Genomic DNA, 22235 nt, shown 5'->3' on the forward strand with positions numbered 1-22235 from the left:
AGAGAGTTCAGGACTGCGCGGGCACCAGCTTCAGTGAGATGGAGTTGATGCAGTACCGCTGGTCGGTCGGGGTCGGGTAACCCTCGCCCTCGAACACGTGCCCGAGGTGGCTGTGGCAGTTCGCGCAGATCACCTCGACGCGACGCATGCCCATCGAGTCGTCGGTCTTGAGGATGACCGCGTCGGAGTCGGCAGGGTCGAAGAACGACGGCCAGCCGCAGTGGGATTCGAACTTCTCGGTGCTGCGGAAGAGTTCGGTGCCGCAGGCGCGGCACTGGTAGACGCCCTCGGTCTTGGTGTCGGTGTACTCGCCGGTGAAGGGCCGCTCGGTGCCCGCCTGGCGAAGTACCGCGTACTCGTCGGGGGTGAGCTTCTTGCGCCACTCATCGTCGGTCAGTTCAACTTTGGGGCTCATGCCTTAACGCTAGCGCGCTCTCCATCGTCCGTCATCCACGGCGGATCGATACCGTCCTCGAGGCGGCCGTCGGACTTGGCGTCGAGATAACGGAAGTACAGCACGCAGAACACCACGATCAGCATCAGCGACCAGCCGTAGGTGATCTTCATGTACTCCAGGAAGCGGCCGGTGGTGGGCCAGTGCGCGAGCAGGTAGCGGTCCATCGTCATGAACCCGTATATCGCCAGCCACGCAGGCCAATTGCGGATCACCGAGTTCTTCAGCACCACCGTCATCAGGAACGGGAACAGCATCATCGAGTAGTAGCCCTGGCCAAGCGACGTCACCAGGTAGGACGCGATGAGCAGCACACCGGAGGACGTCAGCATCCAGAACAGCGGGTCGCGGGTGCGGTAGTAGCGGTACAGAAGTACCAGACTGCCGAGGGCCAGCAGCGCGAACACGATGCGCATGGCCAGGATCAGCCACATCGGCAGGCCGTAGTAGATGCCGTTACCGAGGATGGACGAGTTGAAGTAGTCGCGGGTGCTCAGGATGTAGGGCACGGTGCGGTGGATGAAGTTCATCGGGTCGCTGACCATCGGCCACGCCACGGCGTTGAAGACCAGCGGTACGCCGAACGCGCCGACCAGCGGTCGCCACTGGCGATTCAGCACCGGCAGGAGCAGCAGCGGTGCCAAGGACGGTTTGACCACCAGGGTGAGGCCGATGGCGATGCCGGCCAGCCACTCGCGGTTGCGTCGGCCGTCGAGCAGCCACATCAGGAACAGCACCTCGCCGAGCAGGATGCAGCCGTTGATGTTGGTGTAAACGAGTGTGCTGGTGACGGATTCGGTGACGAACATCGCCAGGATCAACGCCGGGGCGGCCACTGAGGCCATCGAGTACTTGAACAGTCGCAGCAGGAAGTACGCGGCCAGCAGGATCGCCACGGTGTTGAAGAAGATGAACCAGTACCGGGACGCGTCGACGGGCAGGTAGCCGAACGGTGCCAGCAGCAAGGTGCCACCCGGCGGGTACAGGTAGTGCGGGTCGACGTGCTGGAAGTTCTCGTTGTAGATGTCCCAGCCGAGCTTAAAGTTGATGACGGCGCGGTAGACGGGACCGAAGTCGTCGGTGATGTAGCCGTTGGTCGCCAGCACGTAGCTGCGGTGGAAGATCGACAGGATCGCGATGGGCCACAACACCGAACGCAACACCGTCGCAACACTGGGTGGGGAGGTGCGGGGCCGGAAGGCGCTCAGAAGGGATTCGGGTACCGCCACCAGCGAACCCTATAACGAAGCCGGTGGGGGTCCCGCTAGGCGGGGCAGTACGTGTCGGTGCCCGGCAAGGTGCCGCTGGCCAGGTAGGCCTGCACCGGTGACAGGGCGCACTGCGAGTAGATCGACGCGCCGTGGCCGATGCCCTGCCAGATCACCCGTCGGTTGGATGCCCCCGCGTTGATGGCGGTGGCGGCGACAGCGGCCACGCCCTCATTGCCGACAATCGGGTCGTTCTGCACACCGAGCAGCAGGACCGGGATCTCCAGGCCCTTGGGCTCCTTGGGCGGCGTGCTGCTCGGCCAGTTCAGGCAGTCGACCAGGTTGAGCGCGCCCACGCTGCCGAACTGCGGGTAGAGCTTGCCCCACGCCACCACCAGTTCGCGGACCCGGTCGGGCGTCGGCCGGTTCAGCGCGTCGCTGCACGAGTTCACAAACTGCCCGTCGGACTGGCGCATCGATTCGGCCTGCGAGATCAGGGCGTTGAGCCCGCCGGTGTCCCCGCCGCGGGCTGCGGCCAGCGTGCCGGCCAGCGCGTTGGTGGAGGCGACGCGGTCACCTCTGGGGAAGCCAAGCGCGGTGACGATGGCGTCGGTGAGGGTCGCCACCGAGGCGCCCGCGGGTCCACGTCCGTCCCGGGCGGCGGCCAGCATGGCGTCGACGGCGCCCTTGGGGTCGGGGCCCAGGGCGCACGCGGTGGCCGCGCACTGGGCGGCGAATGCCTCCAGCGCGGCCTGCTGACCCTTCACCCGCTGTTCGGCCGCGGCCTCGGCGCCCACAGCCAGGGGCAGCGGTGAGTCCAGGACGAGGCGCGAGAGCTTGTTGGGATGTGACCCGGCGTAGGCCAGCGCCACCTGGGCGCCGTTGCCGATGCCGAGAACCGCCAGCGTCGGGACGTCCCAGGTGCTGCGGAGCCGTTCGAGGTCCTCGGCGGCGTGCGCGTTGTCGTAGGCGGAGTCGCCGGGGGCGATGGTGTCGGTGCAGCTGGTGGTGGCGGTCTGCACGATGGAACCCAGGTTGGCGACCGGATCGTCACCCGATTCGAACTGCGCCTGGTCGAGCATCTCCTGGCGGTCGTACAGGTCGCGGCAGTCGATTTCGCCGGACACTCCCATGCCGCGGCGATCGACGGCCACGACCGGATTGGTCTTGAGCACGTCGGTTCCATTGCGTGACAACCACACCGGCAGCTGCACGGACGACGGGATGTCGGTGCCGGTCGTCATCACCAGGGGGCCCGCGTCGGACGGGGTGCCCACGGACTTAGCCCGCACCACGCCGATGCTCAGCGTTCCGGAGGCGCCGTTGATGGAGTCCAGGGGGGAGTCGTACTCGGCGCAGTCCAGGCTCACCCCGGGTGGCGGTGCCACGCCGGCGACGCTGAACGTCCGCGACGTGCAGTCACGCCAGGACAGCTCGTTCTTGGGGACCTCGATGGGAGGCGGTCCCTTGGGGGCCTCGGTGGTCACGGGTGCGCCCTGCGGGCGTGCGCCGGAGTCGGTGGCGTAGCGGGGGTTGGCGGCCAGGATCGGCGCACATCCGGCCAGAACGGTCACCGTGACGGTCGCAAGGCACAGAGCCCGGAGAGGGTGACGACGCCGATACATGCTGACCACAGTAGCGATCGGGCTCAACGTTCCTCGTCGGCCTTGACGTAGCGGGTGTACAGGTAACCCTCGGGGTCGGTGAGCAGGTGGCTGCGGCGCATGCGGGTGTGCACCTCACCCGAACCGGTGGCGATGCGCCGGGCCTGCCCGCCGACCAGGATCGGCGCGATCGTCACGCACAGTTCGTCGATGAGGTCGTGCTCGATGAACAGGCTCAACAGTTGGGGGCCGCCCTCGGTGAGCACGCGGCGCAGTCCTCGATCGGCCAGGATCTCCAACACCGATGCCGGGTCGACGCGGTCGGCGTGGCGGCCTGAGGCGTCGAGCACCTCGGCCAGCCCGCCGAGGCGGCGACGGGCCTCCCCGACGGTCTCGCGGCAGGTCAGGATGAGCGGCGGTACCTCGGAGCGGGTGAACAGCTTCGCGTCGTGGTCGAAGTCGGCGGTGTGGGTGACGACGGCGATGGGCGGCACCTCGGCCTGCCCGCGGTGGTGGCGCGCGAGTCGCTGGGCGGCCGACACCTGTGCCCCGGAGTAGTTCTCGATGCGCACCGTGGCCGCCCCGACCAGGATCACGTCGGACTCCTGACGCATCCTCGCGAACAGTGCGCGGTCACCGACCCCGGCCAGGCCGCCCACGGTGCCGTCGTCGGTGGCGCCGCCGTCAAGGCTGGCGATCATATTGGCCCGCACCCAGCATCTGTCCAGGTCGTCGGGGTAGGAGTAGTAGCTGGCGAGGCGGTCGTCGTCGGCCTCGAACGACGCGCCCACAGCCTTCAGCTCTGTGAGCTCCGTCGCAGCGTGGGCATCGGACACGGGATTAATTGCAACACGTCGATAGGGTGCCTGCATGAACGGGGCCACGGGCATTACTCATCTCACCGATCGGCAGCCCAAGGTGACACCTGAGCGGCTGGTCGCGCAGTTGGTCCCGCCGCCGACCTTCGCCGATGTCGCTTTCGACACCTACCGGCCCGATCCGGGTGAGCCGTCACAGGCCGCCGCCGTGAAGTTGTGCCAGGAGTTCTGCGATCAGGCAGTGCTGCGTCGGGCGGGCAAGAAGAAGATGTTCGGCAAGCGTGAGGTGCTTCCGGGTGTCGGGGTGTATCTCGACGGCGGGTTCGGTGTCGGCAAGACCCACCTGCTCGCATCGACGTACTACCGGCTTTCGGCAGCGGAGACCGGGCCGGCGGCGTTCGCGACGTTCGGTGAATTGACCCAGCTGGCAGGGGTTTTCGGCTTCATCGAGTGCATCGAGCTGTTGGCCGACTACTCGGTGGTGTGCATCGACGAGTTCGAACTCGATGATCCGGGGAACACGACGCTCATCTCGCGGCTGCTGTCGGCGCTGGTGGAGCGTGGTGTGTCGATCGCGGCGACGTCCAATACCCTGCCCGAGCAGCTGGGGGAGGGTCGGTTCGCCGCCCAGGACTTCATGCGGGAGATCGCCGCGTTGTCGCAGATCTTCACGACCGTGCGCATCGAGGGTCCGGACTATCGGCATCGCGACCTGCCTCCGGCGCCGCAGCTGCCGAGCGATGACGACGTGCGGGCGCGCGCGGCCGAGGTGGCGGGAGCGACCCTGGATGACTTCGACGCGCTGTGTGCGCATCTGGCGACCATGCACCCGTCGCGCTACCAGGCGCTGATCGAGGGCGTGTCGGAGGTCTTCATCACTGGGGTCCACCCGCTGGATGACCAGAGCGTGGCACTGCGGCTGGTGTCGCTGACCGACCGGCTCTACGACGCGGGAATCCCGGTGATGGCCTCGGGCTCCAAGATCGACACCGTGTTCAGCGAGGAGATGCTGGCGGGCGGCTACCGCAAGAAGTACCTGCGGGCCACGTCGCGTCTGCTCGCGCTGACCCACGCAGGCCGGGAGTAGCCGCGCTCGTTCAGAGCGCGCGCGTCATCACGTAGTCGTTCTCGAGGCCCTCGCCGAGCCGGAAGGTCTTGGTGCCGGCGACACTGAAGCCGTGCTTGGCGTAGAACCGTTGCGCGCGTTGATTGTTCTGGTTGACGCCGAGCCAGACGGCGGCGGCACCGAGTTCGCGGGCCCGGTCCAGTGCGGCAGTCATGAGGGCCGCGGACGCACCGGACCCGTGCGCGTCGGGCAGCACATACATCTTGGACAGTTCCACCGCCGGCTCGGTGGTCACCGCGCGTTGGACGTCGGCGTCGCTACCGACGCCTCGAATCAGGATGGCATAGCCCACGATTCGGTCGCCGTCGCGACCGACGAGCACCGCGCGGTCGGGGTCGGCGAGGTACTCGCCGAAGCGATCCAGGGACAGGTTCTCGGCGATGAATGCCGCGATGTTGTCGGTCGTCGCCGACGCAGGGCAGGCCAGCGGGAAGGTGCGGGCCGCGACGTCGGCGAGTTCCGCCAGATCCGCGTCGCCGGGAGTGGAGACCTCGACGGGCACGGCGGTCAGGGGAGCGGTGTGCCCGGCTGCCAGATGTTCCACTGGGCCAGTTGCATGCCCGACTGCGGGTTGAGCAGGACCACGTTGGTGACGAGGTCCCGGTAGACCTGCCAGTACACGCCCCCGCTGACCGTCGCGCCGGCCGGCGCGTTCTGCAGCGCCGTGGTCAGCGCGTCAGGGGCGTCGGTGTTCTTGGGCGCGTACGAGTCCCCGTAGGGGGTGTTCCCGTTGAACGCGAACATCAGCGACGCGGCGAACGGGCTGGGCGTCTGGATGATGTGCACGGTCACGGCCGCGCGCCACGGGCCGCCCTGGTCGCGCCAGCGCGGCGATCCGGTGGGGATGTAGCCCGGCGGCGCTGGGGTGGGAAGCACGTCGTGCACCGTGACGTCGGCGACGAGGCCCTTGTACTCGACGCGCAGCGTCTGGTTCAGGTTCCCGATGGGAATCAGGTCTGCGGTCGCCGGAGGCGCGACGGCGAGACCGAGGGCGGCCATCGTGGCGATGAGGAGGACGAACATGCGTCGACCGATGTGCTTCGCCTGAACACCCATTGAATTCCCACTCCTCATCGCCCACCGCTTCCGTTGCTGCCTCGCATGATGGCACATCGGTGCAGCGGCGACGACGGATTCAGTGGTCAGGATGCCCAGGGGCCCACGCCGCCGACCCTGTCGATGCGCACCCGGGTCAGCAGACCCGCCGGCGAATTGGGTGGCGGGAAGTGCTCGCTGGAGCCGAGCATCGTCTGCGCCAGGTCAGTGAGAAGTTCGGGCGCGCCGCCCTCGACGATGCGCGCGGTACCGCGTATTGCCAGGTACGGGGTCTGCTGACCGGGTTGGGCCGGAGCCGCGATGGTGAGGGCGACGCGCGGGTCGCGGCGGATGTTGCGAGTCTTCTGGTACTCGGCCAGGTGCGCGCTGACCAGTTCGTCACCGTTATCGGTCGACTGCAGTGCCACCCACACCATCGACACCTGCGGGCTGCCGTCGGCGTTGATGGTGACCAGCGTGGCGTCGGCGCCGGAACCGATGAGCGTGCGGGCGGAGTCGTCGAGTCTCATACCGTGTCCTACGGTCGCGGCGCGCGTTTCATTCCCCATCGGCTCCGGTGATCGACCGCAGCGCGTCGACGAGCTCGGTCTCGACACGCTGCTTGTCGACGCCGAGGTCATGCAGAGGTCCCTGATCGCCCTCGCTCTCCAATAGGGCGAGCAGGATGTGCTCGGTGCCGATGTAGTTGTGTCCCAGGCGAAGTGCTTCGCGGAACGTCAACTCGAGCACCTTCTTGGCGGGTCCGCTGAAGGGGATGAGGGCGGGCATCTCGTCGGCCCGTGGGGGCAGGGACACCACGGTCGCGACCGCGGCGGCGTCGACACCCTGTCCGCGCAGCAGCGTCACCGCGAGCGACTCGGAGTCGGTGAACAGCGCAAGCAGGATGTGCTCCGGTCCTATCTGGTTGTTCCCGGCGGCGTGGGCGGTGTTCTGGGATTCGACGACGACATTGCGGGCCCGTGGGGTGAACCTGTTGAAGCCCTCGTTCGGGTCGAGCGGGGATGCCTCGGCCTTGGGGACGAACCGCTTCTGGGCGGCCTGCTTGGTGACGCCCATGCACTTGCCGATCTCGGTCCACGACGCGCCCGATCGGCGGGCCTGGTCGACGAAGTGGCCGATGAGGTGGTCGGCCACCTCGCCGAGGGCCTCGCCGGCCAGGACGGCGTCGGTGAGTTGTTCGAGCGGCTGGTCGTGGACTGTCTTGATGGCGGTGATGAGCTCATCGAGGCTGACGGGGTTGGTGATGCGCGCGGCGGCGGCTGGTTCGGTCATGCGTCAACCGTAGGTTGACGATCGGGAATCGTCAACCTTGGGTTGACGCCTTCTCGCCGCGGGGGTAGCCGCGCCGGACGGTCCGATCGAGGATGCCCAGGGTGCCGCGCAGCGCCGCCTCGGAGATGACGGGGAAGATCGCGGCGTCGCGCCAGTGCTGGTCGATGTCGGACCAGTCGTAGAACGAGGTGACCAGCGTGCCGCCGGGGTTGGCGTCGTCGGGTTCGAGTCGGTAGCCGTACACGTGGCCGATCTGCGGCTTGATGTTCCCGACGATGGTCCAGGCGATCAAACGGTCCCTCTCGTACTCGGTGATCTGGACGGTCACGTCGTACTTGCCGAGCGGAAAGTCGTTGAGCGACTCGCGATCCATGTGGATGACGAAGCTGTCGCCGGCCGCGGACACCGCGTCGCCATCGGCGTCCTGAAGCATCCCGGTGGCGTCGATGGCGACGTGCCCGTGGGGATCGCACAGCACAGCGAAGACGTCGGACGGGGGAGCGGGAATGGCGCGCTGGACTTCGATTCGGTCGGTCATTCCCCGATGCTGTCAGGCTGCCGGGGTCGGCGGTAGTGCCTACGGTGCGCCGTCGAACACTTCCCGCGCTGCGAAGGTGAAGGCGCCCGGCTCGGTCCGCCACTGCAGGTCGGATCCGTCGGAGGTGACCTCCACGGGGACGTCGCGCTCGGTGCCCTTGGGGGTGCGGACGGTAGCCACGCCCTTGTACTCGGCGCCGTCGGGCTGCTCCAGTGTCACCTTGACGACTTCCATGTCGTAGTCGGAGAAGTTCGGATCGTTGGTGAGCGTCTCCTGCATGGAATCGCGCACCTTGTTGCTCAGTTCGGCGGGGTCGGGTGACCCGCTGCAACCCGCCAGCAGCAGTACCGCCGCGGCGATGGCGATCAGTGCGGCTTTCATGCTGTGCAGTCTAGTGACGCGGTGGGGTCGCTCAGCCGGCCGTGGTGACCATCGGCAGGAGGTAGGTGCGCACGTATGCCCGGGTGTCACCGATGGTGGTGAGTTTGATGCCGGTGTGCGGGGTGACGATGAACGACAACGTGAGTCGGGTGTGGAGTTCGGCGACGGTGCGCAGGTGGCGCTCCTGGGCGGCTGTCGTCGCGCTCGTCCCGTAGAGGTCGGTTCGAAGCAGTGCGGCGGAGTGGTCGGTGGCGAAATCGAGGATCGCGCCGGCGTCGATGGTCAGGCTGGGAAGAATCGTCTCCGGTTCCGTGCGCAGCAGCTTCTTGAGCAGCGTGTGCTCGCGAAGAAAGGTCACCGTGAACACCGTGCCGTAGACCAGTCGGTCCTCGAGGGTGGCGGCCCGTGACCGGGCCTGCGCGCTGCCGTCGAGGTAGCGGCGGGCTTCGGCGAGCACCAGGGCGTCGATGAGGGCGTCCTTGGTGGGGAAGCGCCGGTAGAGGGTGGCCCGACCGACACCGCTGCGGCGGGCGACGTCCTCCATGGTCGTGCGCCGGATTCCGACGAGTTCGGCCTGCTCGAGCGTCGCGTCCAGGATGCGAGTGGTGATCGCGTCCGGCTGGCTGACCCTGGCCAGGACGGCAGGGTCGGGTTCGGCGAGGCGTCGCACGAACTCCGATGTCCGGGTTGAAGCCACGGGAATTCCTCCTTGCCTGCTCGCGCGGATCGACGTAGCGTGGCGACGGAACGTGCGAGACATTTAGAGTATCAATGTCTCGCACATCTCACAGGAGTTCACGCCTGAACGGGGAGTCGCATGGGCATCGCGTTACGCGCACGGTGGGCGGCGCTGCACGCAGTGCCGCGGGCATTCATGGCGATCCGGGCCCGTCGCGGCGACCCCTTCGCGCGGCTGATCGCCAATCACGGACAGGGCGACGATCCCTACCCGGTGATGGAGGAGCTCAGGGTGCGGGGGCCGTTGGTGCGGAGCCCGTTCGTCTGGGTCAGCGTCGACCACGGTGTGTGTCGAGAGATCCTGCGCGACAGGCGATTCGGTGTCACCGCGCCCACGGATATGGAGCTTCCATGGCCGTTGGGGGCGGTGCTGTCCAGGACCGACCCGAAGGTGGCCAACCCGGTGGAGCCGCCGGCGATGGTCGTCATGAATCCGCCCGACCACACCCGGTATCGGCAGTTGGTGGCGCAGAGCTTCACGCCGCGCGCGATCGAGGCACTCGAAGCGCGCGTCGACGAGGTGACCGCGGAGTTGATCGATCGACTCGACACGACCGCGCGGCCCGACCTGATCGCGGACTACGCGGCGCAACTGCCGGTGGCGATGATCGCCGAGATCCTGGGCCTACCCGCGGGCGCGCACGCGCAGCTGCTGGAGTGGGGCCGTTGTGGCGCGCCACTGCTGGACATCGGCATCGGGTGGAGGTCCTACCGCCGGGCCATCGACGGATTGCGCGGCATGGACGGATTTCTCGGCGAGCACTTCGACCGCATGCGCGCCGACAACGTGGGCGACAATCCGTTCAGCCGGTTGTCCGGGGATGCCACCCTGACCGACCGTGAACTCACCGCGAACGCGGCACTATTGGTCGGGGCGGGCTTCGAGACCACGGTGAACCTCATCGGCAATGGCATCGCTCTGCTGTTGCGCCATCCCGAGCAACTGGCACTGCTGCGCGAGGACCCCGGGCTGTGGCCGGGCGCCGTGGAGGAGATCCTGCGCTTCGAGAGTCCGGTGCAGATGACCGCACGCACGCCGCAGTGTGACGTCGAGATCGCCGGCCAGCACGTTCGGGCCGGGGAGACGGTGGTGTTGCTTCTCGGGGGTGCCAATCGGGACCCGCGAGTGTTCACCGACCCCGCCGCCTTCGACATCACCCGAGCCAACGCGCGCGAGCACCTGGCGTTCGCGTCGGGTGTGCACGCCTGCGTGGGGGCGGCGCTGGCCCGCATCGAGGGTGCCACCGCGTTGCGCGCGCTGTTCGAGGCATATCCGGAACTGGATCTGACCGAAACCCCGCGACGGCGCGGGCTGGTCAACCTGTTCGGTTACACGCGGCTGCCGGCCCGGCTGCACAGTCAGCGGGCCGCGGCCGCCCAATGACCGGCTGAGGTTCGTGAGCCGGGGGAGGGCAGCGATGGAGGGGGTGCCGATGCCGAATGGTGTCGCCGATCGGATCGCCGTAGTGGCGGAGCGGATCTCGGCGATCCTGGGTCCGCGCGTGATGCGCTTCATCGCGCGGTTCAACAAACGAGTCACGAATCCGATTCAGCGGCTCTGGGCGTCTCGGCTGCGCCACATGGCCGTCATCGAGCATCGGGGTCGAAGATCCGGCACGACCTACCGGACTCCGGTGATGGTGTTCGTAGAGGGCGACGAGTTGGTGGTGGTTCTAAATTACGGCGTCGAATCGGACTGGATCCGCAATGTCGCAGCCGCGGGCTCGGCGGGGGTTCTGCATCGTGGCCGGCGATATCGACTGACCAATCCCCGCGTCATCCCCGTCGACTCAGCGGAGCTGCCCGCGGCGGTGCGATCCGTTCGCACTCCCGATCGCAGCGCCCTCCTCGCCGCCTTGATGGACTGAAGCCGACTGCGTCATGGCCGCGCTGTGGCGTCCAATAGTCGATACCCGCACGCTTGGCGCGTTCGCAATGGGCCTGCGAGAGAGACAAGCCCTCTCTTGATCAGACTCTAGTCAAATGCATTGACACTGAATGTGTTTCGTGACTCTTCTCTGCGACGCCGACGGCCACCTGGAGCCCTCGAGGCTGGATCGGCACTGGTACCGACAATGGCCCACATCCCAATAGGAACAGGGCAGCCGTCACCACGGGACTGTGGTCCCGAGGTGCCGTCGGGAGGTACCTCGCCGACGGTTCGACAAATATCAACCCCAAGACTGTGGTTTAGGCCCGCAGAGCCTGACAGGCGCCAATACTTTGCAGGTCAGCGAGTTCTTAGGGGGGTTCATTATGGTTCGCGCATTTGTTGTCGCAGCGTGCATCGCTGCAGTCACCCCGGTGGCAGCCGGTCCGGCGGAGGCGCAGTTCGGGGGTATCGCGCCGTTCCCGAGCCAACCCGGTCCAAACATTCCCGGTCCAAACATTCCCGGCCCGGACATCATCGACGTTCCGAATGTGAACGTGCCCAATGTGAACGTGCCCAATGTGAACGTGCCGAACGTGAACGTGCCGAACGTGAACGTGCCGAACGTGAACGTGCCGAACGTGAACGTGCCGAACGTGAACGTGCCCAATGTGAACGTGCCGAACGTGAACGTGCCCGACGTCGCGGATATCGTCCCGGACTTCAATGTCCCCGAGGTCGCGGATATCGTCCCGGACTTCAACGTTCCGAAGGTTGACGTCCCGAAGGTCGACATCCCTCGCGGGGGCGGCGGACGCGGTGGCGGTGGCGGCGGCCGCGGCCGGTAGCGCGGGCAACTCGGCAACGAGTAGCACCCAATCCGAACAGGGGGTTTCGTGCAATGGGTTAACGGCAAGGCGCGAAAGCCGCGACTGATTCTGCTTGGCTGAGCATTGTCAGAGATCGCTGGTGACAATGGCTCTTCGTTTCCAATTGCAAAGGAGTCCAACGATGTTGCTCAATGACTGTCTAGCGCGTCGCACGGTTATCGGTGCGATCGGTATCGGCGCAGTCGCCGGTGCGATGCTTCTTGCCGCGGCCCCTTCGGCGCTGGCCGATCTCCCTCCCAACTGCACCGCCGGAGACGTGGCGCAGGTGCGGGCTGGTGTCTCAGCTGGGACGTCGGCATACCTGTTCACTCACCCGTGGGTGAACGACTTCTTCACCAGCCTTCAAGGCCAGCCGCGTGACCAGATCCGGACCCAGGTGCAGGACTATCTCGCGGCGAATCCGCGGGAGCAGGCCGAACTCCAAGCCATCCGCCAGCCGCTGGCCGACCAGCGGAACCGCTGCGGAACCGGAACCAACCTCCCCAAGCCCTAACGGGCGGTGCGGTTGGCCAATGGCGGCCGTTGAGGTAGGCCGTGAGGTGGTCGCCCTGAGCAGTCTGGCTACAGGCCGCGGCTGCTTCCATACGATGTCGGCACCATGAGGGTGCACTCACCGGAGCCCGCGAACACGAACCCTAAGCGCCGCAGCCTACGAGTCGACCGGCTATCGGCTTTGGGGGAGTTGGTCGTAGTGTTCAGCGTTCCGCGACGATTGCTGAACTAGTTCGCGTGGAGTTCACGCGGCCCCTCGTTGGGGTTGAAAACCGCTATCTAGCTGCGGTAATGCTGGTGCGCGATACTGGGATTGAACCAGTGACCTCTTCCGTGTCAGGGAAGCGCTCTCCCGCTGAGCTAATCGCGCCGGGGTCGAAACATTGGAGGTGGAGACGGGAATCGAACCCGTGTGCACGGCTTTGCAGGCCGTTGCCTCACCACTCGGCCACTCCACCGCTGGGGTTGATGCTTCTGCACCTTCGAGCGGATGACGGGATTCGAACCCGCGACCCCAACCTTGGCAAGGTTGTGCGCTACCAACTGCGCTACATCCGCACGCTACGGCCGAGATCGTCGGCCGTTGCGAAAATGAACAATAGTCGACGCGAGTCGCGGCACACAAATCCCCTAGCCGGGACGGGTGTTGCGGGTGTGACAACGACCCTCAGAAGATCTCGTAACCCTCCCGCGAGAGGGCGAAGCCGCGCCCGGATTCGGTGTCGCGACACGTGATACCCGACTCCGCGCTGTCGCACCCCAGGGCACCGGCCGAGATCGACTCGCCGTAGGGCAGGGGCTGGCCGGTGCCGAGCGCGGTATCGCCCGCGCAGACGAACTCCGCGTCTCCGCCGGCCGACATCGTGATGCCCTGTCCGTAGCCGAACTGGCAGTCGGCCGGTCGGGGCGGGGGAGTCCAGTCCCGGTCCAAGATGTCGCACCGGACGGCGGTCGCACCGAGTTGGCAGGCGACGTTGCCGCTGGGGGACGTGAAGCTGACCACCGCGGCGATCACGGCGTCGCTGTCGGCGGTCGGCGTCGCCTTCTGGCCCGTCATGGGCGACGCAGTGCGCTCCGGGTCGTGGGGCGTGCTGGCGCGCGACAACGTGGGCGATGCCGTGGTGATCGCCGCGTCCTGACCGCTGCATCCCGACAGCGCGCAAGCGGCGAGGACCGCCACTAAAACCCCAGCTCGTAGCGTCATTGCGGTGACCCTACCGGGGGTCGAGGGCGTCGGTAGGGCGGTCGCGGTTCTGGAACCCGGCCACCCCCGTGTTAATCTTCTGCGTCCGTCAGTCGTATGGTTGACGGTATCCCCGGTCTCGTAGCTCAGGGGGAGAGCGTCCGCCTCACACGCGGAAGGTCGCTGGTTCGAAACCAGCCGGGACCACCACCAAAATCTCGATTTCTGAGCCTCTTCAGGCTCGCGATGTGGCGGCCGAGAATCCTCGGCCAGACGCCTATCGGCATCATCCGCCGCAGGGAGGACTTCCGCAGGTTCGAAAGGGTCATTGGACTCTGTGCTGCCGTTGCACCGAGCGGTCGGATGGTCAAGAGAATCACCGATGTCACCACGACCGATCGCTGGACGGGGACCACCATGACTGATTCCGAACTCTCTCGGATGCGGACTCGTCAATTCGCGCGGGTGCTGGGCCCGTTCCTCACCATCGTCGCGGCGGTGGCGGTGTTGCGTGCCCCCGACATGAAGACTCTGCTCTCGGAGTTCACTGCGACGGCCGTGTGGCCGTGGGTGATGGGCGCCTTCGCCACGATGGGTGGCATCGCCATCATCGCGTTCCATCAATACTGGCGCAGCGCTGCGGCCATCATCGTGTCGGCTATCGGTTGGATCGTCCTGGTTCGCGGCATACTTCTGCTTGCCTTCCCCGATACCTTCACTTCGCTGGCCGACCACGCGATCGGTGCCACTGGATGGTGGCGGGGCGCCTATGTCGTCCTGATTGTCGTCGGGCTATACCTGACGTACGAGGGGTGGGCGCCCGAACGCCACGGGCCGCACAGTAGGCGATCAGATGACACACAAGACACCCTGCGCGTCGGCTAGGCTATCAGGCCGCGCGGCTAATCGCTTCCCCCACAGGGAACTTCGCGAAGTCGATCATGCCTGTCGCTTGTGCGACGCCGGGGGCGTTGGAACCTTCTGACAGGGACTGATGGATCCCTGCCGGGCGAAGGTGAGTATTGGACGTAGCCGCCCGCCAATCGAAAGAGGTGACATGGCAACCGCTACGGCGCACTGTGGAATAGTCATCGTCGCTCGCGGCGGGTGAACGTATCGAGCCGCGCTCCGGCCGCACGGAGTCGTGCCAACCCGCAGCAGCCACTCTCCGCGCCCCAGGTGGCCTCGGCAGCTCCCCGCGAGGTGCTGGGCTGGTTGGACTCCTCGACCGAGGGACTGTCCGGGACTGAGGCCGCGGCGCGATTGGACAGGTACGGTCCCAACGCGATCCGAACACACGGGGTCAATGCCCTCGTCATACTCGGACGCCAACTGCGAAGTGCCCTTCTCATTCTGTTGGCGGGCACCGCCGCGCTGTCGTTCTTCCTTGGCGACAGTACGCAGGCAATCATCATCGGGGTGATTCTGGCGGCTAGCATCGGGCTGGGCTTCTTCAACGAGTACCGTGCCGAACGGGCAGCAGCACAACTGCATTCGAGCCTCCGTCATAGTGCCACTGCGCTCCGGGACGGACGGTTCCAGGCAGTTGACGTGACGGCGCTGGTACCCGGCGACGTGATCCGGCTCGCCCTGGGTCAGGTCGTTCCCGCCGACGTGCGCCTGATCGAGGTCTCTGGTTTGGAGTGCAACGAGAGCATTCTGACCGGCGAGTCCAACCCCGCCGCGAAGGCGACCGATTCGACGAATGCGAATGTCGCGCTGGCTGATTCGTCCGACATCGCCTTCATGGGCACAATCGTCAGCGCGGGCGACGGCTGTGGCATCGTCTACGCCACCGGCGCGGAGGCGCAGTTCGGCCGCATCGCGGCCGGGCTCGGAACGCGCCAACCGGAGACGGCCTTCCAAGTGGGGCTCCGCCAGTTCTCCTACCTATTGCTGTGGGTAGCGCTCGCGCTGACCGGAATGATTCTGGTGACCAATCTGCTCTTGCAGCGACCGGTCATCGAGTCGGTCCTGTTCGCCCTGGCCATTGCCGTGGGCATCACACCGCAGCTCCTGCCGGCAGTCGTCAGCACCAGCCTGGCCACGGGTGCGGCTCGACTGGCCAAGCTCAAGGTTCTGGTCAAACGGTTGGTGTGCATCGAAGACCTCGGCGATGTCGATGTGTTGATCACCGACAAGACGGGCACCTTGACCGACGGACGTATCACCTTTGTGGACGCGGTCGACCCGGTCGGCCAACCTGCAGACCGAGTACTTCGGTTGGGACTGTTGGCAACCGCCTTGGTTCCGGGCGAGGACGGGGCAGCCGCAAACGCACTGGACGCCGCACTGTGGGAGTCGCCGCGCGTCTCGAATCTCGGCACGATGACCACGCAGGTCGTGTCGGCGTTGCCGTTCGATCACACACGTCGTGCGGCTTCGGCACTAGTCGATGACGGAGACCGTCGGGTGCTGGTAGTCAAGGGAGCGCCCGAGCAGGTCATGGCCAAGTGTGTGGAGTTTCCCGCCTCGGCGGCCGACACGCTGGAGAACCTGTTCGCGGATGGTCGACGCGTGGTGGCCGTCGCCAGCAAGCCGGCTCCGCAGTTGTCGACGATCAACGTCGATGACGAATCGGACGTGACGCTGGACGGATTCCTGATTTTCGCCGACGAGCCCAAGGCCGCCGCCAGGGATTCGCTGGCGCAACTGGCGACTCTTGGCATCGAGGTCAAGGTGGCCACCGGCGACAACCCCCGCGTTGCGGAAAGGGTCTGTGCCGAACTGGGATTGGCCTGCAAGGGCACCGTGACCGGCGTTGAGCTGGACTCGCTCGATGACGCCGCGTTCGACGAGCGGGTGCAGGGTTGCACCATCTTCGCCAGGATCTCCCCGGAACAGAAGGCACGGCTCGTCACCTCGGCGCGCAGGCACGGGCGGTCAGTGGCGTTTCTCGGCGACGGCGTCAACGACGCGCTCGCCCTGCACGCCGCAGATGTCGGAATCTCAGTCGACACCGCCACCGATGTCGCCAAGGACGCAGCCGACGTGGTCCTGCTAGAGAAGGATCTCGGGGTCTTGGCCACCGGTGTCGCGGAGGGCCGCCGCATCTTCGCCAACACCATCAAGTACGTGCTGATGGGCACGTCCAGCAATTTCGGCAACATGTTCAGCGCCGCGGCCGCATCGGCGGTGTTGCCGTTTCTGCCGATGCTGCCGAGTCAGATACTTCTGAACAATCTGCTCTACGACAGCTCACAGCTCGCCATCCCGACCGACCGTGTCGACGAGGAACAGCTGCATGCTCCCGCCCATTGGAACATTGCCTTCATTCGGCGGTTCATGCTCACGTTCGGACCCATCAGCTCGTTGTTCGACTTTATGACGTTCGGGCTCATGCTGGGTGTCCTGCACGCGGGACCGGACGAGTTCCGCACCGGCTGGTTCGTCGAGTCCCTTGCGACCCAGACGCTTATCATCTTCGCAATCCGAACCCGCCGCATCCCCTTCTACCGCAGCAGGCCCGGCGGAGTGCTGACGGTAACGACGCTTGCAGTGATCGGAGTGGGCATCGGGCTGACGTTGTCTCCGCTGTCTCATACGCTGGGTTTCACATCGCTGCCTTGGGTGTTCTTCGCGGCCCTGTTCGCGATGACCGTTGCCTACCTGGTGCTCGTCGAGTTGACGAAGAAGGTGTTCTACTCCGACCCGATCCGCCTGCACGGACAGCCTCACCGCACCCGCGGCTCCGAGCACCGAATACACCGGCGCGCTGCGCGATTCAGCCACGCAGGCTGAGTGTGTGCTATGCGTCTGCGATGGTGATGCCTGGGGGAGAAGGGCTTCCTGACGGGTGCCATCTGCCGCAGTGCCAGGGACTTTCGGCACCTATGTACATCGCTCTCAGTCAATTGTCTCGGCAGCGGGACCTCTATTGAATTCGAATGTGGAGCCCACCGATGAGCCGCACCGAGTCACCTAAGGCCCTCGTTGGCGGCTTCGACGATTTGGCGGCGCAGGTATGCGAAACCTGATGTTGCGGCTACTCAACGTCACGACGAACGAGTGCATCGTTGTCAACGTCGATTCCCGGGCAGCGCGACGTCTTGGCGCGCTCGCGCAAGAGCACCTTCTTCAGCTCCGACGGCGAGGCGATGTTGGCCTATGGCACCCGGGGTGGGTTCGCGGTCGTCAGCGGGGATCCAATCGGAGATCCAACGCAATTCCGGGATCTGGTCAACGCCTTCGCCGCGATGTGTCACTCGCGCGGCTGGCGGCTTCTGGTGCTGGGCTGCAGTCAGCACAGGCTGCCGCCCAAGCGTTTCACCGCTATGCGCTGGCGGGCGGGGGCAACGACGTCTCCCTCGACATGCCGTGGCGGCGACCCGGTGCCCCCAACGGCATCGACGAGCGCCTCAGCGTCGACATGATCACCTGGGCCAGAGAGCATGGCGCCAGACGTCTTTCGCTTGCGTTCGCGGCCTTCCCAGAGATCTTCGATGACACGAATCGTGGAGTGGCGCAGCGGTTCTTCTACGTCCTCATTCACCTGGGTGATCCCCTGATTCGCCTGGAGTCGCTGTATCGATACCTTCGCAAATATCACGCGATGGGTGAGCGGCGCTATGTGCTGCTGTCTCTCAGACACCTGGTGCCCGCACTACTGGTGCTGTTGCCCCTCGAGTTCTTGCCGCGCCGTCGACGCCTGCCGACTCGGGCCGCCGGTATCGGCCGGCCCTAGACAGACCAGCGCCACTCCCGCCGCATAGATCAACGCGTTGACCATGGGAAAGTGTCCGGTCGGTGCGAACCCGTCACCGGCAAAACGCCACAATGCGCAGACGGCCATGGCGGTACCAACCACCTGCACCCCCTCGGACAGCCGAATGGGGAGCGCCACAACGAGGTTCGGTAGCGGTCGCGCGAAGACGGACCGGCCGAACCACAGGAGCGCCAACTCGACGACGGTTACCGCGGACAAGACGGCTACCCACGGCAGTCGCCACCACCACCACGACGCCGAACCGAGTTCGGGCTGCGGCAGCAGTCCGAACGGGTATGCAACGAGCGCCACGACCACGATGGGGACCAGATGCCACAGGTAGAGCGCCAACGCGTTGTCGTTGGCCATGGCCAGGTAGCGACGCCAGCGCGCTCGTCTCAACCAAGTGCCCACCGTAGGAGCGGCCGCGATGAGCACCCCGGCTTGAATTGCAGCCAACGAGATCAACGCGACCGATGGGGGAGAGGTGTTCTGGACAGCCTGGCCGGGCACGCCGATCATGCTCACCGGGTACAGCTCCAGCCCGATCACGGTCGCCAACGCGATGGCCCCGCATAGAGCGACCAGCACGGCGCGACGTCCACGGAGGGCGCCGCTGTGCCACGCAATCCCAGCCTGGTAGATCGCTCCCCAGCACAACGCGTAGTTCAGCCATCCGAGCATCGGCACGTGACCGGCGCGGGTGCTCACATCGACGGCGGCGACGCCGAGGGCCATCATCGCAGGGACCTTCAGACCCCAGCGCCGCTGCGCGGCCAGCGCGAACGGCGTCATGGCCACCACCACCAGATACACCGGCAGAAACCAGAGATGCATGGACAGCAGCCACGTGATCATGGCCAGTTGGTGGGAGGCCACGCCGGCTCCCGCCGAAACTGCCACTAGCGCGAGCAGCAACGCCACGTAGGCCGTGACCGGGCCGAGAATTCCGGCTACGCGGTGTCGCAGCCATGGTCCCCACTCGGCCTCGTCGGCGGTGCGCCGCCGCATCCACGATGCGGCGTTGGCGTAGCCGCCGACCACGAAGAACACCGGAACCACCTGGAAGAACCAGGTAGACCACTGCGTCGAGGGCAACGCGACGAGGACTTCGTCGTACCCAAATCGTCGATCGCTGTAGGTGACGGCTGCGAGCAGCCAGTGGCCGACCACGACGATCACCACGGCAACAATCCGGTACAGGTCCGCGGAGAACTCACGGGCCTGCAGCCGTACTGACGGCTCATCCACGAGGCTGGACCAGCAGAACGGAGCAATCGGTGTCGCGTAGCAGAAGGCGGCCGCAGGGCCGGGCCAGTTCGGCGGCCGTCCCATCGCGGGAGTTGGCCGCGACGGTCAGTTGCACCGCTGGTCTGTGCTGCGCGAGAAACGCCGCAATGTTGTCAGACACCATGACGGCTCGGGAGGGGACATCAGGGTAACGCCGTAGCCATCCGGTCACGTGACAGTCGGCCTGCTCGGGCGCGATCTCGTGAATTCGCCATGACGTCAGGTTGAGCACCAGCAGCGCTGTGTGCCGGAGGCGCGCCTCGTCCAGCGCCACGTGCAGAACCGAGTCGATCTCCCCGGGGTCGTCGATGACCACGGCGACCTCACCCGGCGTGGGAGTGCCTGCATCGTCACCCGTGCGCACGATCGCCACCTGACAGTGCGCACGTCTGGCAAGAGCAGTGCCCGTGGCGCCAATGTACTTTCGCGCAGATCGGTCGACGCCGGCCGATCCCACGCAGACCATGGCCGCGTCCGCTGACGCGGCCGATAACGTCTCCGCGACGGGCCCGCGCAGGATCGCGGTCTCGACCTTCACGGCGTGACCAGTCTGAGCCACCGCCGAACGAGCCTGCCGCAGTGCTGTCTCCGCGTCATCCATCTCGCGGTGGATGTCTGTCGCCGTGGACTGGATGACGTGTACCAGTCGCAGTGGTATGTCGCGGCTGACGGCTTTGTCGACGGCCCATGTCGCCGCACGTACTGCTGATGAGGCACCGTCGATGCCAACCACGATGACATTTGCCGGCTTCATCGTGCGCTCCACATCTGTCGAACTCGACGTCCTGCGCATCACGATATTTGCTCTCCGGCGTTGGTCGCTGCCGCCTTCGGCCCCTATCCCATGGGTCCAAAGACCTCTAATTCGCAGGGCTGCAAAGATGTTCGGGCGCAGCGCAGCCGCCGGGACGAAGTCCGTCATCGGTGGGGACCTTGGAGTGGCTGTTGAGGTCACCGTAGTGGAGTTGAAGGACATCCAATTGCCCGATGGCACGAAGCGGGCAATGGCGCGCGAGGCCGAGGCCGAGCGGGAGAAGCGTGCCAAGATCATTGCCGCCGAGGGCGAATCGCTCGCCGCAGCCGCGCTCGGTGACGCCCCGCGTGATCCCCGGCTGGAACGTGCTGCGGCTGGGACTGCTCGCAGTGGGGGTGGCCTTCGGGCTGCTGTTGCTCGTGGGAGTGTCGCTGCCAATGGCACCGCTGGCTGTAGCGGCTGGAACGGCGGCTCTGTCGATCGCGCTGTGGATGACTCGCAGGCGGAGCGCGGCGGGGGTTGGTTAAGAGAACTCAGTCCAGATCGGCGAGGACTTTGCGCGCGGCCTCTAGCTCGGCCTCGAGGGCGGCGACCCTGGCGGCCTGCTGGGAGCGTGCCGCTTCGATAATCTCGTCGATTGGGGTGGAGAGGTCCGTGTGCAGTTCCTTGGCCGCGCGGGAGACCGCTGCGGCCGCGACCGCGATGTTGCGCGCGAGGTAGGTGGTGCCCTGCTTGAGTTCGGCGTGCCACTCACCGTCGGCGGTACCTGTGACGGTCAGCGTCAGCTCGATTGTCTTGGCCTTCTTTCCGGCCGCCCTCTTGGCTGGAGCCTTCCTGGGCGTCTCGTCGGCGGACGGCTCAGCGACTGAGGGTGCCACCTCGGCAGCTGGCTCAGGGGCGGGCGCTGACGCACTCTCAGGCGAGGCGCTCTCGACTGAAGGAGCCAGGGCGTCGGGGGTGTCGAAGTCGGTGGACGGTGCTACTGCCAGAGTGTCTACAGTCATTGTTTCGGCGATCTCCTTTTAGAACATCGCCCGCAGTGGGCGGGCTGGCGCGAGAGCTTCATTAGAACACATGTTCGACGCTCGGGGCCGTGCGACTCGCGCCCACAGGACGAAGTCCTGACACCAAACCCACGGCTGGCGGGACAGCGCCGCACAGCGGTCAGGAGAACACGTCGTTGAGGGTGACGGTCTGCAGACCCCGTCCGTGATGATGCCAGCGAGTTGGGGCAGCACGTGGCTGATGGGGGCAGGTTCGCGTGAGCGAGCACGATCTGCTGAGCTTGAAGCTGATTCTGGGCGTTGGCGATCATCGCGGCTTCGTTGGTCGGTAACGAATCCCCGATTTCGGCGCTCCACAGCGTGATTGTGCTGTAGCCGTGGTCGGCGGCAATGCGGTCTGTGTCGGGATTGTGGTCGCCGAATGGCGGTCGGAAATAGGGAGTTCCGTCGACACCGTAGGTGTTGCGCAGGAACGTGGCGTTTCTCGCGATCTCGTCGGCGATGGCAGCGGGGCTGATGTCAGTGATGTTCGGATGGGACCAGGTGTGGTTGCCCAGCTGGATCTGCCCCGAGGCGACCATCGGTTGCAGCAGGGGAGCGTTGACGGTCCAGGAGTCGTTGTCCCCGTTGACGAAGAAGGTCAACCGCATCCCGGTGGCGGCGCAGAACTGCCCGATGGTGGCGACGTCGGCGGTGCTGCACCCGTCGTCGACTGTGAGAGCCAGTTGAGTTCCCTCGCCGGGGAGGCGGGTGAGTACACCGACGGGTGGCGCTACCCGGGCTCCGGGTATCGGCCCCGGCGATGTGCCGGCCCTGAAGGCGGGGGCGCTCGCCACGACGGCGCCGAGCGCG

Annotated in this window: 24 protein-coding genes, 4 tRNA genes and 2 pseudogenes; 11 read left to right on the top strand and 19 right to left on the bottom strand. The window is 66.2% G+C overall.

Translation table 11 applies throughout. The features are described from left to right. Nucleotides 1-7: 7 nt before the first annotated feature. Genes msrB through ACZY0X_RS23680 form a run of 4 tightly spaced genes read right to left on the bottom strand, consistent with a single transcriptional unit; the run spans nucleotide 8 to nucleotide 4102 of the window. Complete coding sequence (gene msrB, locus ACZY0X_RS23665; protein WP_463773890.1) at nucleotides 8-415, bottom strand: peptide-methionine (R)-S-oxide reductase MsrB; 408 nt, start codon at nucleotides 413-415, stop codon at nucleotides 8-10. Then, nucleotides 412-1686, bottom strand: a complete 1275-nt coding sequence (aftC, locus tag ACZY0X_RS23670) for an arabinofuranan 3-O-arabinosyltransferase (protein WP_463774106.1) — start codon at nucleotides 1684-1686, stop codon at nucleotides 412-414. Before aftC ends, msrB begins: the two co-directional genes overlap by 4 nt. 32 nt (nucleotides 1687-1718) lie before the next feature. Next, nucleotides 1719-3287, bottom strand: a complete 1569-nt coding sequence (locus ACZY0X_RS23675; protein ID WP_463773892.1) for an alpha/beta hydrolase — start codon at nucleotides 3285-3287, stop codon at nucleotides 1719-1721. A gap of 23 nt (nucleotides 3288-3310) precedes the next feature. Further along, a complete protein-coding gene (locus tag ACZY0X_RS23680) occupies nucleotides 3311-4102 on the bottom strand; it encodes a pyrimidine reductase family protein (protein WP_463773893.1) in 792 nt (263 codons plus the stop codon). 34 nt (nucleotides 4103-4136) lie between these two features. Here ACZY0X_RS23680 and zapE point away from each other — a divergent pair, with 34 nt between their 5' ends. Then, on the top strand, nucleotides 4137-5171 hold the full coding sequence (gene zapE, locus ACZY0X_RS23685) for a cell division protein ZapE (RefSeq protein WP_463773894.1): 1035 nt from the start codon (nucleotides 4137-4139) through the stop codon (nucleotides 5169-5171). Between the two features lie 10 nt (nucleotides 5172-5181). Here the strand turns inward: zapE and ACZY0X_RS23690 are convergent, their stop codons facing one another. The 7 genes from ACZY0X_RS23690 to ACZY0X_RS23720 all read right to left on the bottom strand — a co-directional run bounded on the left by ACZY0X_RS23690 (nucleotide 5182) and on the right by ACZY0X_RS23720 (nucleotide 9154). Continuing rightward, entirely contained in the window at nucleotides 5182-5721 is a 540-nt protein-coding gene (locus ACZY0X_RS23690) for an N-acetyltransferase family protein (RefSeq protein WP_463774107.1), read from the bottom strand. Further along, complete coding sequence (locus ACZY0X_RS23695; protein ID WP_463773896.1) at nucleotides 5718-6266, bottom strand: hypothetical protein; 549 nt, start codon at nucleotides 6264-6266, stop codon at nucleotides 5718-5720. The genes ACZY0X_RS23690 and ACZY0X_RS23695 overlap by 4 nt, the downstream gene beginning before the upstream one ends. 86 nt (nucleotides 6267-6352) lie before the next feature. Then, complete coding sequence (locus tag ACZY0X_RS23700; protein ID WP_463773897.1) at nucleotides 6353-6775, bottom strand: PPOX class F420-dependent oxidoreductase; 423 nt, start codon at nucleotides 6773-6775, stop codon at nucleotides 6353-6355. 28 nt (nucleotides 6776-6803) lie between these two features. Further along, on the bottom strand, nucleotides 6804-7538 hold the full coding sequence (locus tag ACZY0X_RS23705) for a Clp protease N-terminal domain-containing protein (protein WP_463773898.1): 735 nt from the start codon (nucleotides 7536-7538) through the stop codon (nucleotides 6804-6806). A gap of 31 nt (nucleotides 7539-7569) precedes the next feature. Further along, complete coding sequence (locus tag ACZY0X_RS23710; RefSeq protein ID WP_463773900.1) at nucleotides 7570-8076, bottom strand: SRPBCC family protein; 507 nt, start codon at nucleotides 8074-8076, stop codon at nucleotides 7570-7572. A gap of 39 nt (nucleotides 8077-8115) precedes the next feature. Then, entirely contained in the window at nucleotides 8116-8457 is a 342-nt protein-coding gene (locus ACZY0X_RS23715; RefSeq protein WP_463773901.1) for a hypothetical protein, read from the bottom strand. Between the two features lie 31 nt (nucleotides 8458-8488). Continuing rightward, nucleotides 8489-9154 (bottom strand): TetR/AcrR family transcriptional regulator, encoded by a 666-nt coding sequence (locus ACZY0X_RS23720; protein ID WP_463773903.1) that lies wholly within the window; start codon nucleotides 9152-9154, stop codon nucleotides 8489-8491. Between the two features lie 120 nt (nucleotides 9155-9274). Here ACZY0X_RS23720 and ACZY0X_RS23725 point away from each other — a divergent pair, with 120 nt between their 5' ends. From ACZY0X_RS23725 to ACZY0X_RS23740, 4 genes are all read left to right on the top strand, one after another. Next, the gene (locus tag ACZY0X_RS23725; RefSeq protein ID WP_463773905.1) at nucleotides 9275-10579 is read left to right on the top strand and encodes a cytochrome P450; all 1305 of its coding nucleotides are present in this window, start codon (nucleotides 9275-9277) and stop codon (nucleotides 10577-10579) included. A gap of 34 nt (nucleotides 10580-10613) precedes the next feature. Continuing rightward, nucleotides 10614-11063 (top strand): nitroreductase family deazaflavin-dependent oxidoreductase, encoded by a 450-nt coding sequence (locus ACZY0X_RS23730; protein WP_463773907.1) that lies wholly within the window; start codon nucleotides 10614-10616, stop codon nucleotides 11061-11063. 355 nt (nucleotides 11064-11418) lie between these two features. Then, nucleotides 11419-11913, top strand: a complete 495-nt coding sequence (locus ACZY0X_RS23735) for a hypothetical protein (RefSeq protein ID WP_463773909.1) — start codon at nucleotides 11419-11421, stop codon at nucleotides 11911-11913. Nucleotides 11914-12076: 163 nt separating this feature from the next. Then, on the top strand, nucleotides 12077-12448 hold the full coding sequence (locus ACZY0X_RS23740; protein WP_463773910.1) for a heme-binding protein: 372 nt from the start codon (nucleotides 12077-12079) through the stop codon (nucleotides 12446-12448). A 294-nt stretch (nucleotides 12449-12742) separates the two neighbouring features. Here the strand turns inward: ACZY0X_RS23740 and ACZY0X_RS23745 are convergent. The 4 genes from ACZY0X_RS23745 to ACZY0X_RS23760 form a co-directional block, all read right to left on the bottom strand. Continuing rightward, nucleotides 12743-12817: transfer RNA gene (locus ACZY0X_RS23745), tRNA-Val, on the bottom strand. Nucleotides 12818-12831: 14 nt separating this feature from the next. After that, nucleotides 12832-12905: transfer RNA gene (locus ACZY0X_RS23750), tRNA-Cys, on the bottom strand. A 27-nt stretch (nucleotides 12906-12932) separates the two neighbouring features. Next, nucleotides 12933-13005: transfer RNA gene (locus ACZY0X_RS23755), tRNA-Gly, on the bottom strand. A 109-nt stretch (nucleotides 13006-13114) separates the two neighbouring features. Next, nucleotides 13115-13651 carry a DUF6636 domain-containing protein gene (locus tag ACZY0X_RS23760; RefSeq protein WP_463773911.1) on the bottom strand — a complete coding sequence of 179 codons (537 nt, stop codon included), beginning with the start codon at nucleotides 13649-13651 and terminating at the stop codon, nucleotides 13115-13117. A 114-nt stretch (nucleotides 13652-13765) separates the two neighbouring features. On the opposite strand from ACZY0X_RS23760, the gene ACZY0X_RS23765 reads away from it, so the two are divergent. From ACZY0X_RS23765 to ACZY0X_RS23780, 4 genes and pseudogenes are all read left to right on the top strand, one after another. Then, nucleotides 13766-13840 (top strand) — tRNA-Val (locus tag ACZY0X_RS23765). Nucleotides 13841-14047: 207 nt separating this feature from the next. After that, nucleotides 14048-14515, top strand: coding sequence for a hypothetical protein (locus tag ACZY0X_RS23770; RefSeq protein WP_463773912.1), 468 nt, complete (start codon nucleotides 14048-14050; stop codon nucleotides 14513-14515). 222 nt (nucleotides 14516-14737) lie between these two features. Next, nucleotides 14738-17371, top strand: coding sequence for a magnesium-translocating P-type ATPase (gene mgtA / locus ACZY0X_RS23775; protein ID WP_463773913.1), 2634 nt, complete (start codon nucleotides 14738-14740; stop codon nucleotides 17369-17371). Between the two features lie 323 nt (nucleotides 17372-17694). Next, a pseudogene (locus tag ACZY0X_RS23780) lies at nucleotides 17695-18314 on the top strand (phosphatidylglycerol lysyltransferase domain-containing protein); the annotation flags it as partial. Here the strand turns inward: ACZY0X_RS23780 and ACZY0X_RS23785 are convergent. Then, nucleotides 18234-19586 carry an acyltransferase family protein gene (locus ACZY0X_RS23785; protein WP_463773914.1) on the bottom strand — a complete coding sequence of 451 codons (1353 nt, stop codon included), beginning with the start codon at nucleotides 19584-19586 and terminating at the stop codon, nucleotides 18234-18236. The pseudogene ACZY0X_RS23780 and the gene ACZY0X_RS23785 overlap by 81 nt on opposite strands. Beyond that, nucleotides 19579-20379: a universal stress protein gene (locus ACZY0X_RS23790; RefSeq protein ID WP_463773915.1), complete on the bottom strand. Its 801-nt coding sequence runs from the start codon at nucleotides 20377-20379 to the stop codon at nucleotides 19579-19581. The genes ACZY0X_RS23785 and ACZY0X_RS23790 overlap by 8 nt, the downstream gene beginning before the upstream one ends. A gap of 170 nt (nucleotides 20380-20549) precedes the next feature. Between ACZY0X_RS23790 and ACZY0X_RS23795 the strand changes: the two are divergent. Continuing rightward, nucleotides 20550-20722: pseudogene (locus ACZY0X_RS23795) on the top strand (SPFH domain-containing protein); the annotation flags it as partial. Continuing rightward, nucleotides 20664-20906 carry a hypothetical protein gene (locus ACZY0X_RS23800; RefSeq protein ID WP_463774128.1) on the top strand — a complete coding sequence of 81 codons (243 nt, stop codon included), beginning with the start codon at nucleotides 20664-20666 and terminating at the stop codon, nucleotides 20904-20906. The pseudogene ACZY0X_RS23795 and the gene ACZY0X_RS23800, both read left to right, overlap by 59 nt. 6 nt (nucleotides 20907-20912) lie before the next feature. Here ACZY0X_RS23800 and ACZY0X_RS23805 read toward each other — a convergent pair whose 3' ends face one another. Both ACZY0X_RS23805 and ACZY0X_RS23810 read right to left on the bottom strand, forming a co-directional pair. Next, nucleotides 20913-21383 carry a DUF6319 family protein gene (locus ACZY0X_RS23805; protein WP_463773916.1) on the bottom strand — a complete coding sequence of 157 codons (471 nt, stop codon included), beginning with the start codon at nucleotides 21381-21383 and terminating at the stop codon, nucleotides 20913-20915. Beyond that, nucleotides 21380-22174 carry a polysaccharide deacetylase family protein gene (locus ACZY0X_RS23810; protein ID WP_463774109.1) on the bottom strand — a complete coding sequence of 265 codons (795 nt, stop codon included), beginning with the start codon at nucleotides 22172-22174 and terminating at the stop codon, nucleotides 21380-21382. The genes ACZY0X_RS23805 and ACZY0X_RS23810 overlap by 4 nt, the downstream gene beginning before the upstream one ends. Nucleotides 22175-22235 lie beyond the last annotated feature (61 nt).

This window comes from Mycobacterium sp. IDUB_39, assembly GCF_055419205.1.

Excerpts from the sequence above, each read along its gene's own strand:
- msrB (WP_463773890.1), bottom strand. The coding sequence starts at position 415 with ATGAGCCCCAAAGTTGAACTGACCGACGATGAGTGGCGCAAGAAGCTC.
- ACZY0X_RS23675 (WP_463773892.1), bottom strand. The coding sequence starts at position 3,287 with ATGTATCGGCGTCGTCACCCTCTCCGGGCTCTGTGCCTTGCGACCGTC.
- zapE (WP_463773894.1), top strand. The coding sequence starts at position 4,137 with ATGAACGGGGCCACGGGCATTACTCATCTCACCGATCGGCAGCCCAAG.
- ACZY0X_RS23695 (WP_463773896.1), bottom strand. The coding sequence starts at position 6,266 with ATGGGTGTTCAGGCGAAGCACATCGGTCGACGCATGTTCGTCCTCCTC.
- ACZY0X_RS23700 (WP_463773897.1), bottom strand. The coding sequence starts at position 6,775 with ATGAGACTCGACGACTCCGCCCGCACGCTCATCGGTTCCGGCGCCGAC.
- ACZY0X_RS23705 (WP_463773898.1), bottom strand. The coding sequence starts at position 7,538 with ATGACCGAACCAGCCGCCGCCGCGCGCATCACCAACCCCGTCAGCCTC.
- ACZY0X_RS23710 (WP_463773900.1), bottom strand. The coding sequence starts at position 8,076 with ATGACCGACCGAATCGAAGTCCAGCGCGCCATTCCCGCTCCCCCGTCC.
- ACZY0X_RS23715 (WP_463773901.1), bottom strand. The coding sequence starts at position 8,457 with ATGAAAGCCGCACTGATCGCCATCGCCGCGGCGGTACTGCTGCTGGCG.
- ACZY0X_RS23725 (WP_463773905.1), top strand. The coding sequence starts at position 9,275 with ATGGGCATCGCGTTACGCGCACGGTGGGCGGCGCTGCACGCAGTGCCG.
- ACZY0X_RS23730 (WP_463773907.1), top strand. The coding sequence starts at position 10,614 with ATGGAGGGGGTGCCGATGCCGAATGGTGTCGCCGATCGGATCGCCGTA.
- ACZY0X_RS23740 (WP_463773910.1), top strand. The coding sequence starts at position 12,077 with ATGTTGCTCAATGACTGTCTAGCGCGTCGCACGGTTATCGGTGCGATC.
- ACZY0X_RS23760 (WP_463773911.1), bottom strand. The coding sequence starts at position 13,651 with ATGACGCTACGAGCTGGGGTTTTAGTGGCGGTCCTCGCCGCTTGCGCG.
- ACZY0X_RS23770 (WP_463773912.1), top strand. The coding sequence starts at position 14,048 with ATGACTGATTCCGAACTCTCTCGGATGCGGACTCGTCAATTCGCGCGG.
- ACZY0X_RS23790 (WP_463773915.1), bottom strand. The coding sequence starts at position 20,379 with ATGAAGCCGGCAAATGTCATCGTGGTTGGCATCGACGGTGCCTCATCA.
- ACZY0X_RS23805 (WP_463773916.1), bottom strand. The coding sequence starts at position 21,383 with ATGACTGTAGACACTCTGGCAGTAGCACCGTCCACCGACTTCGACACC.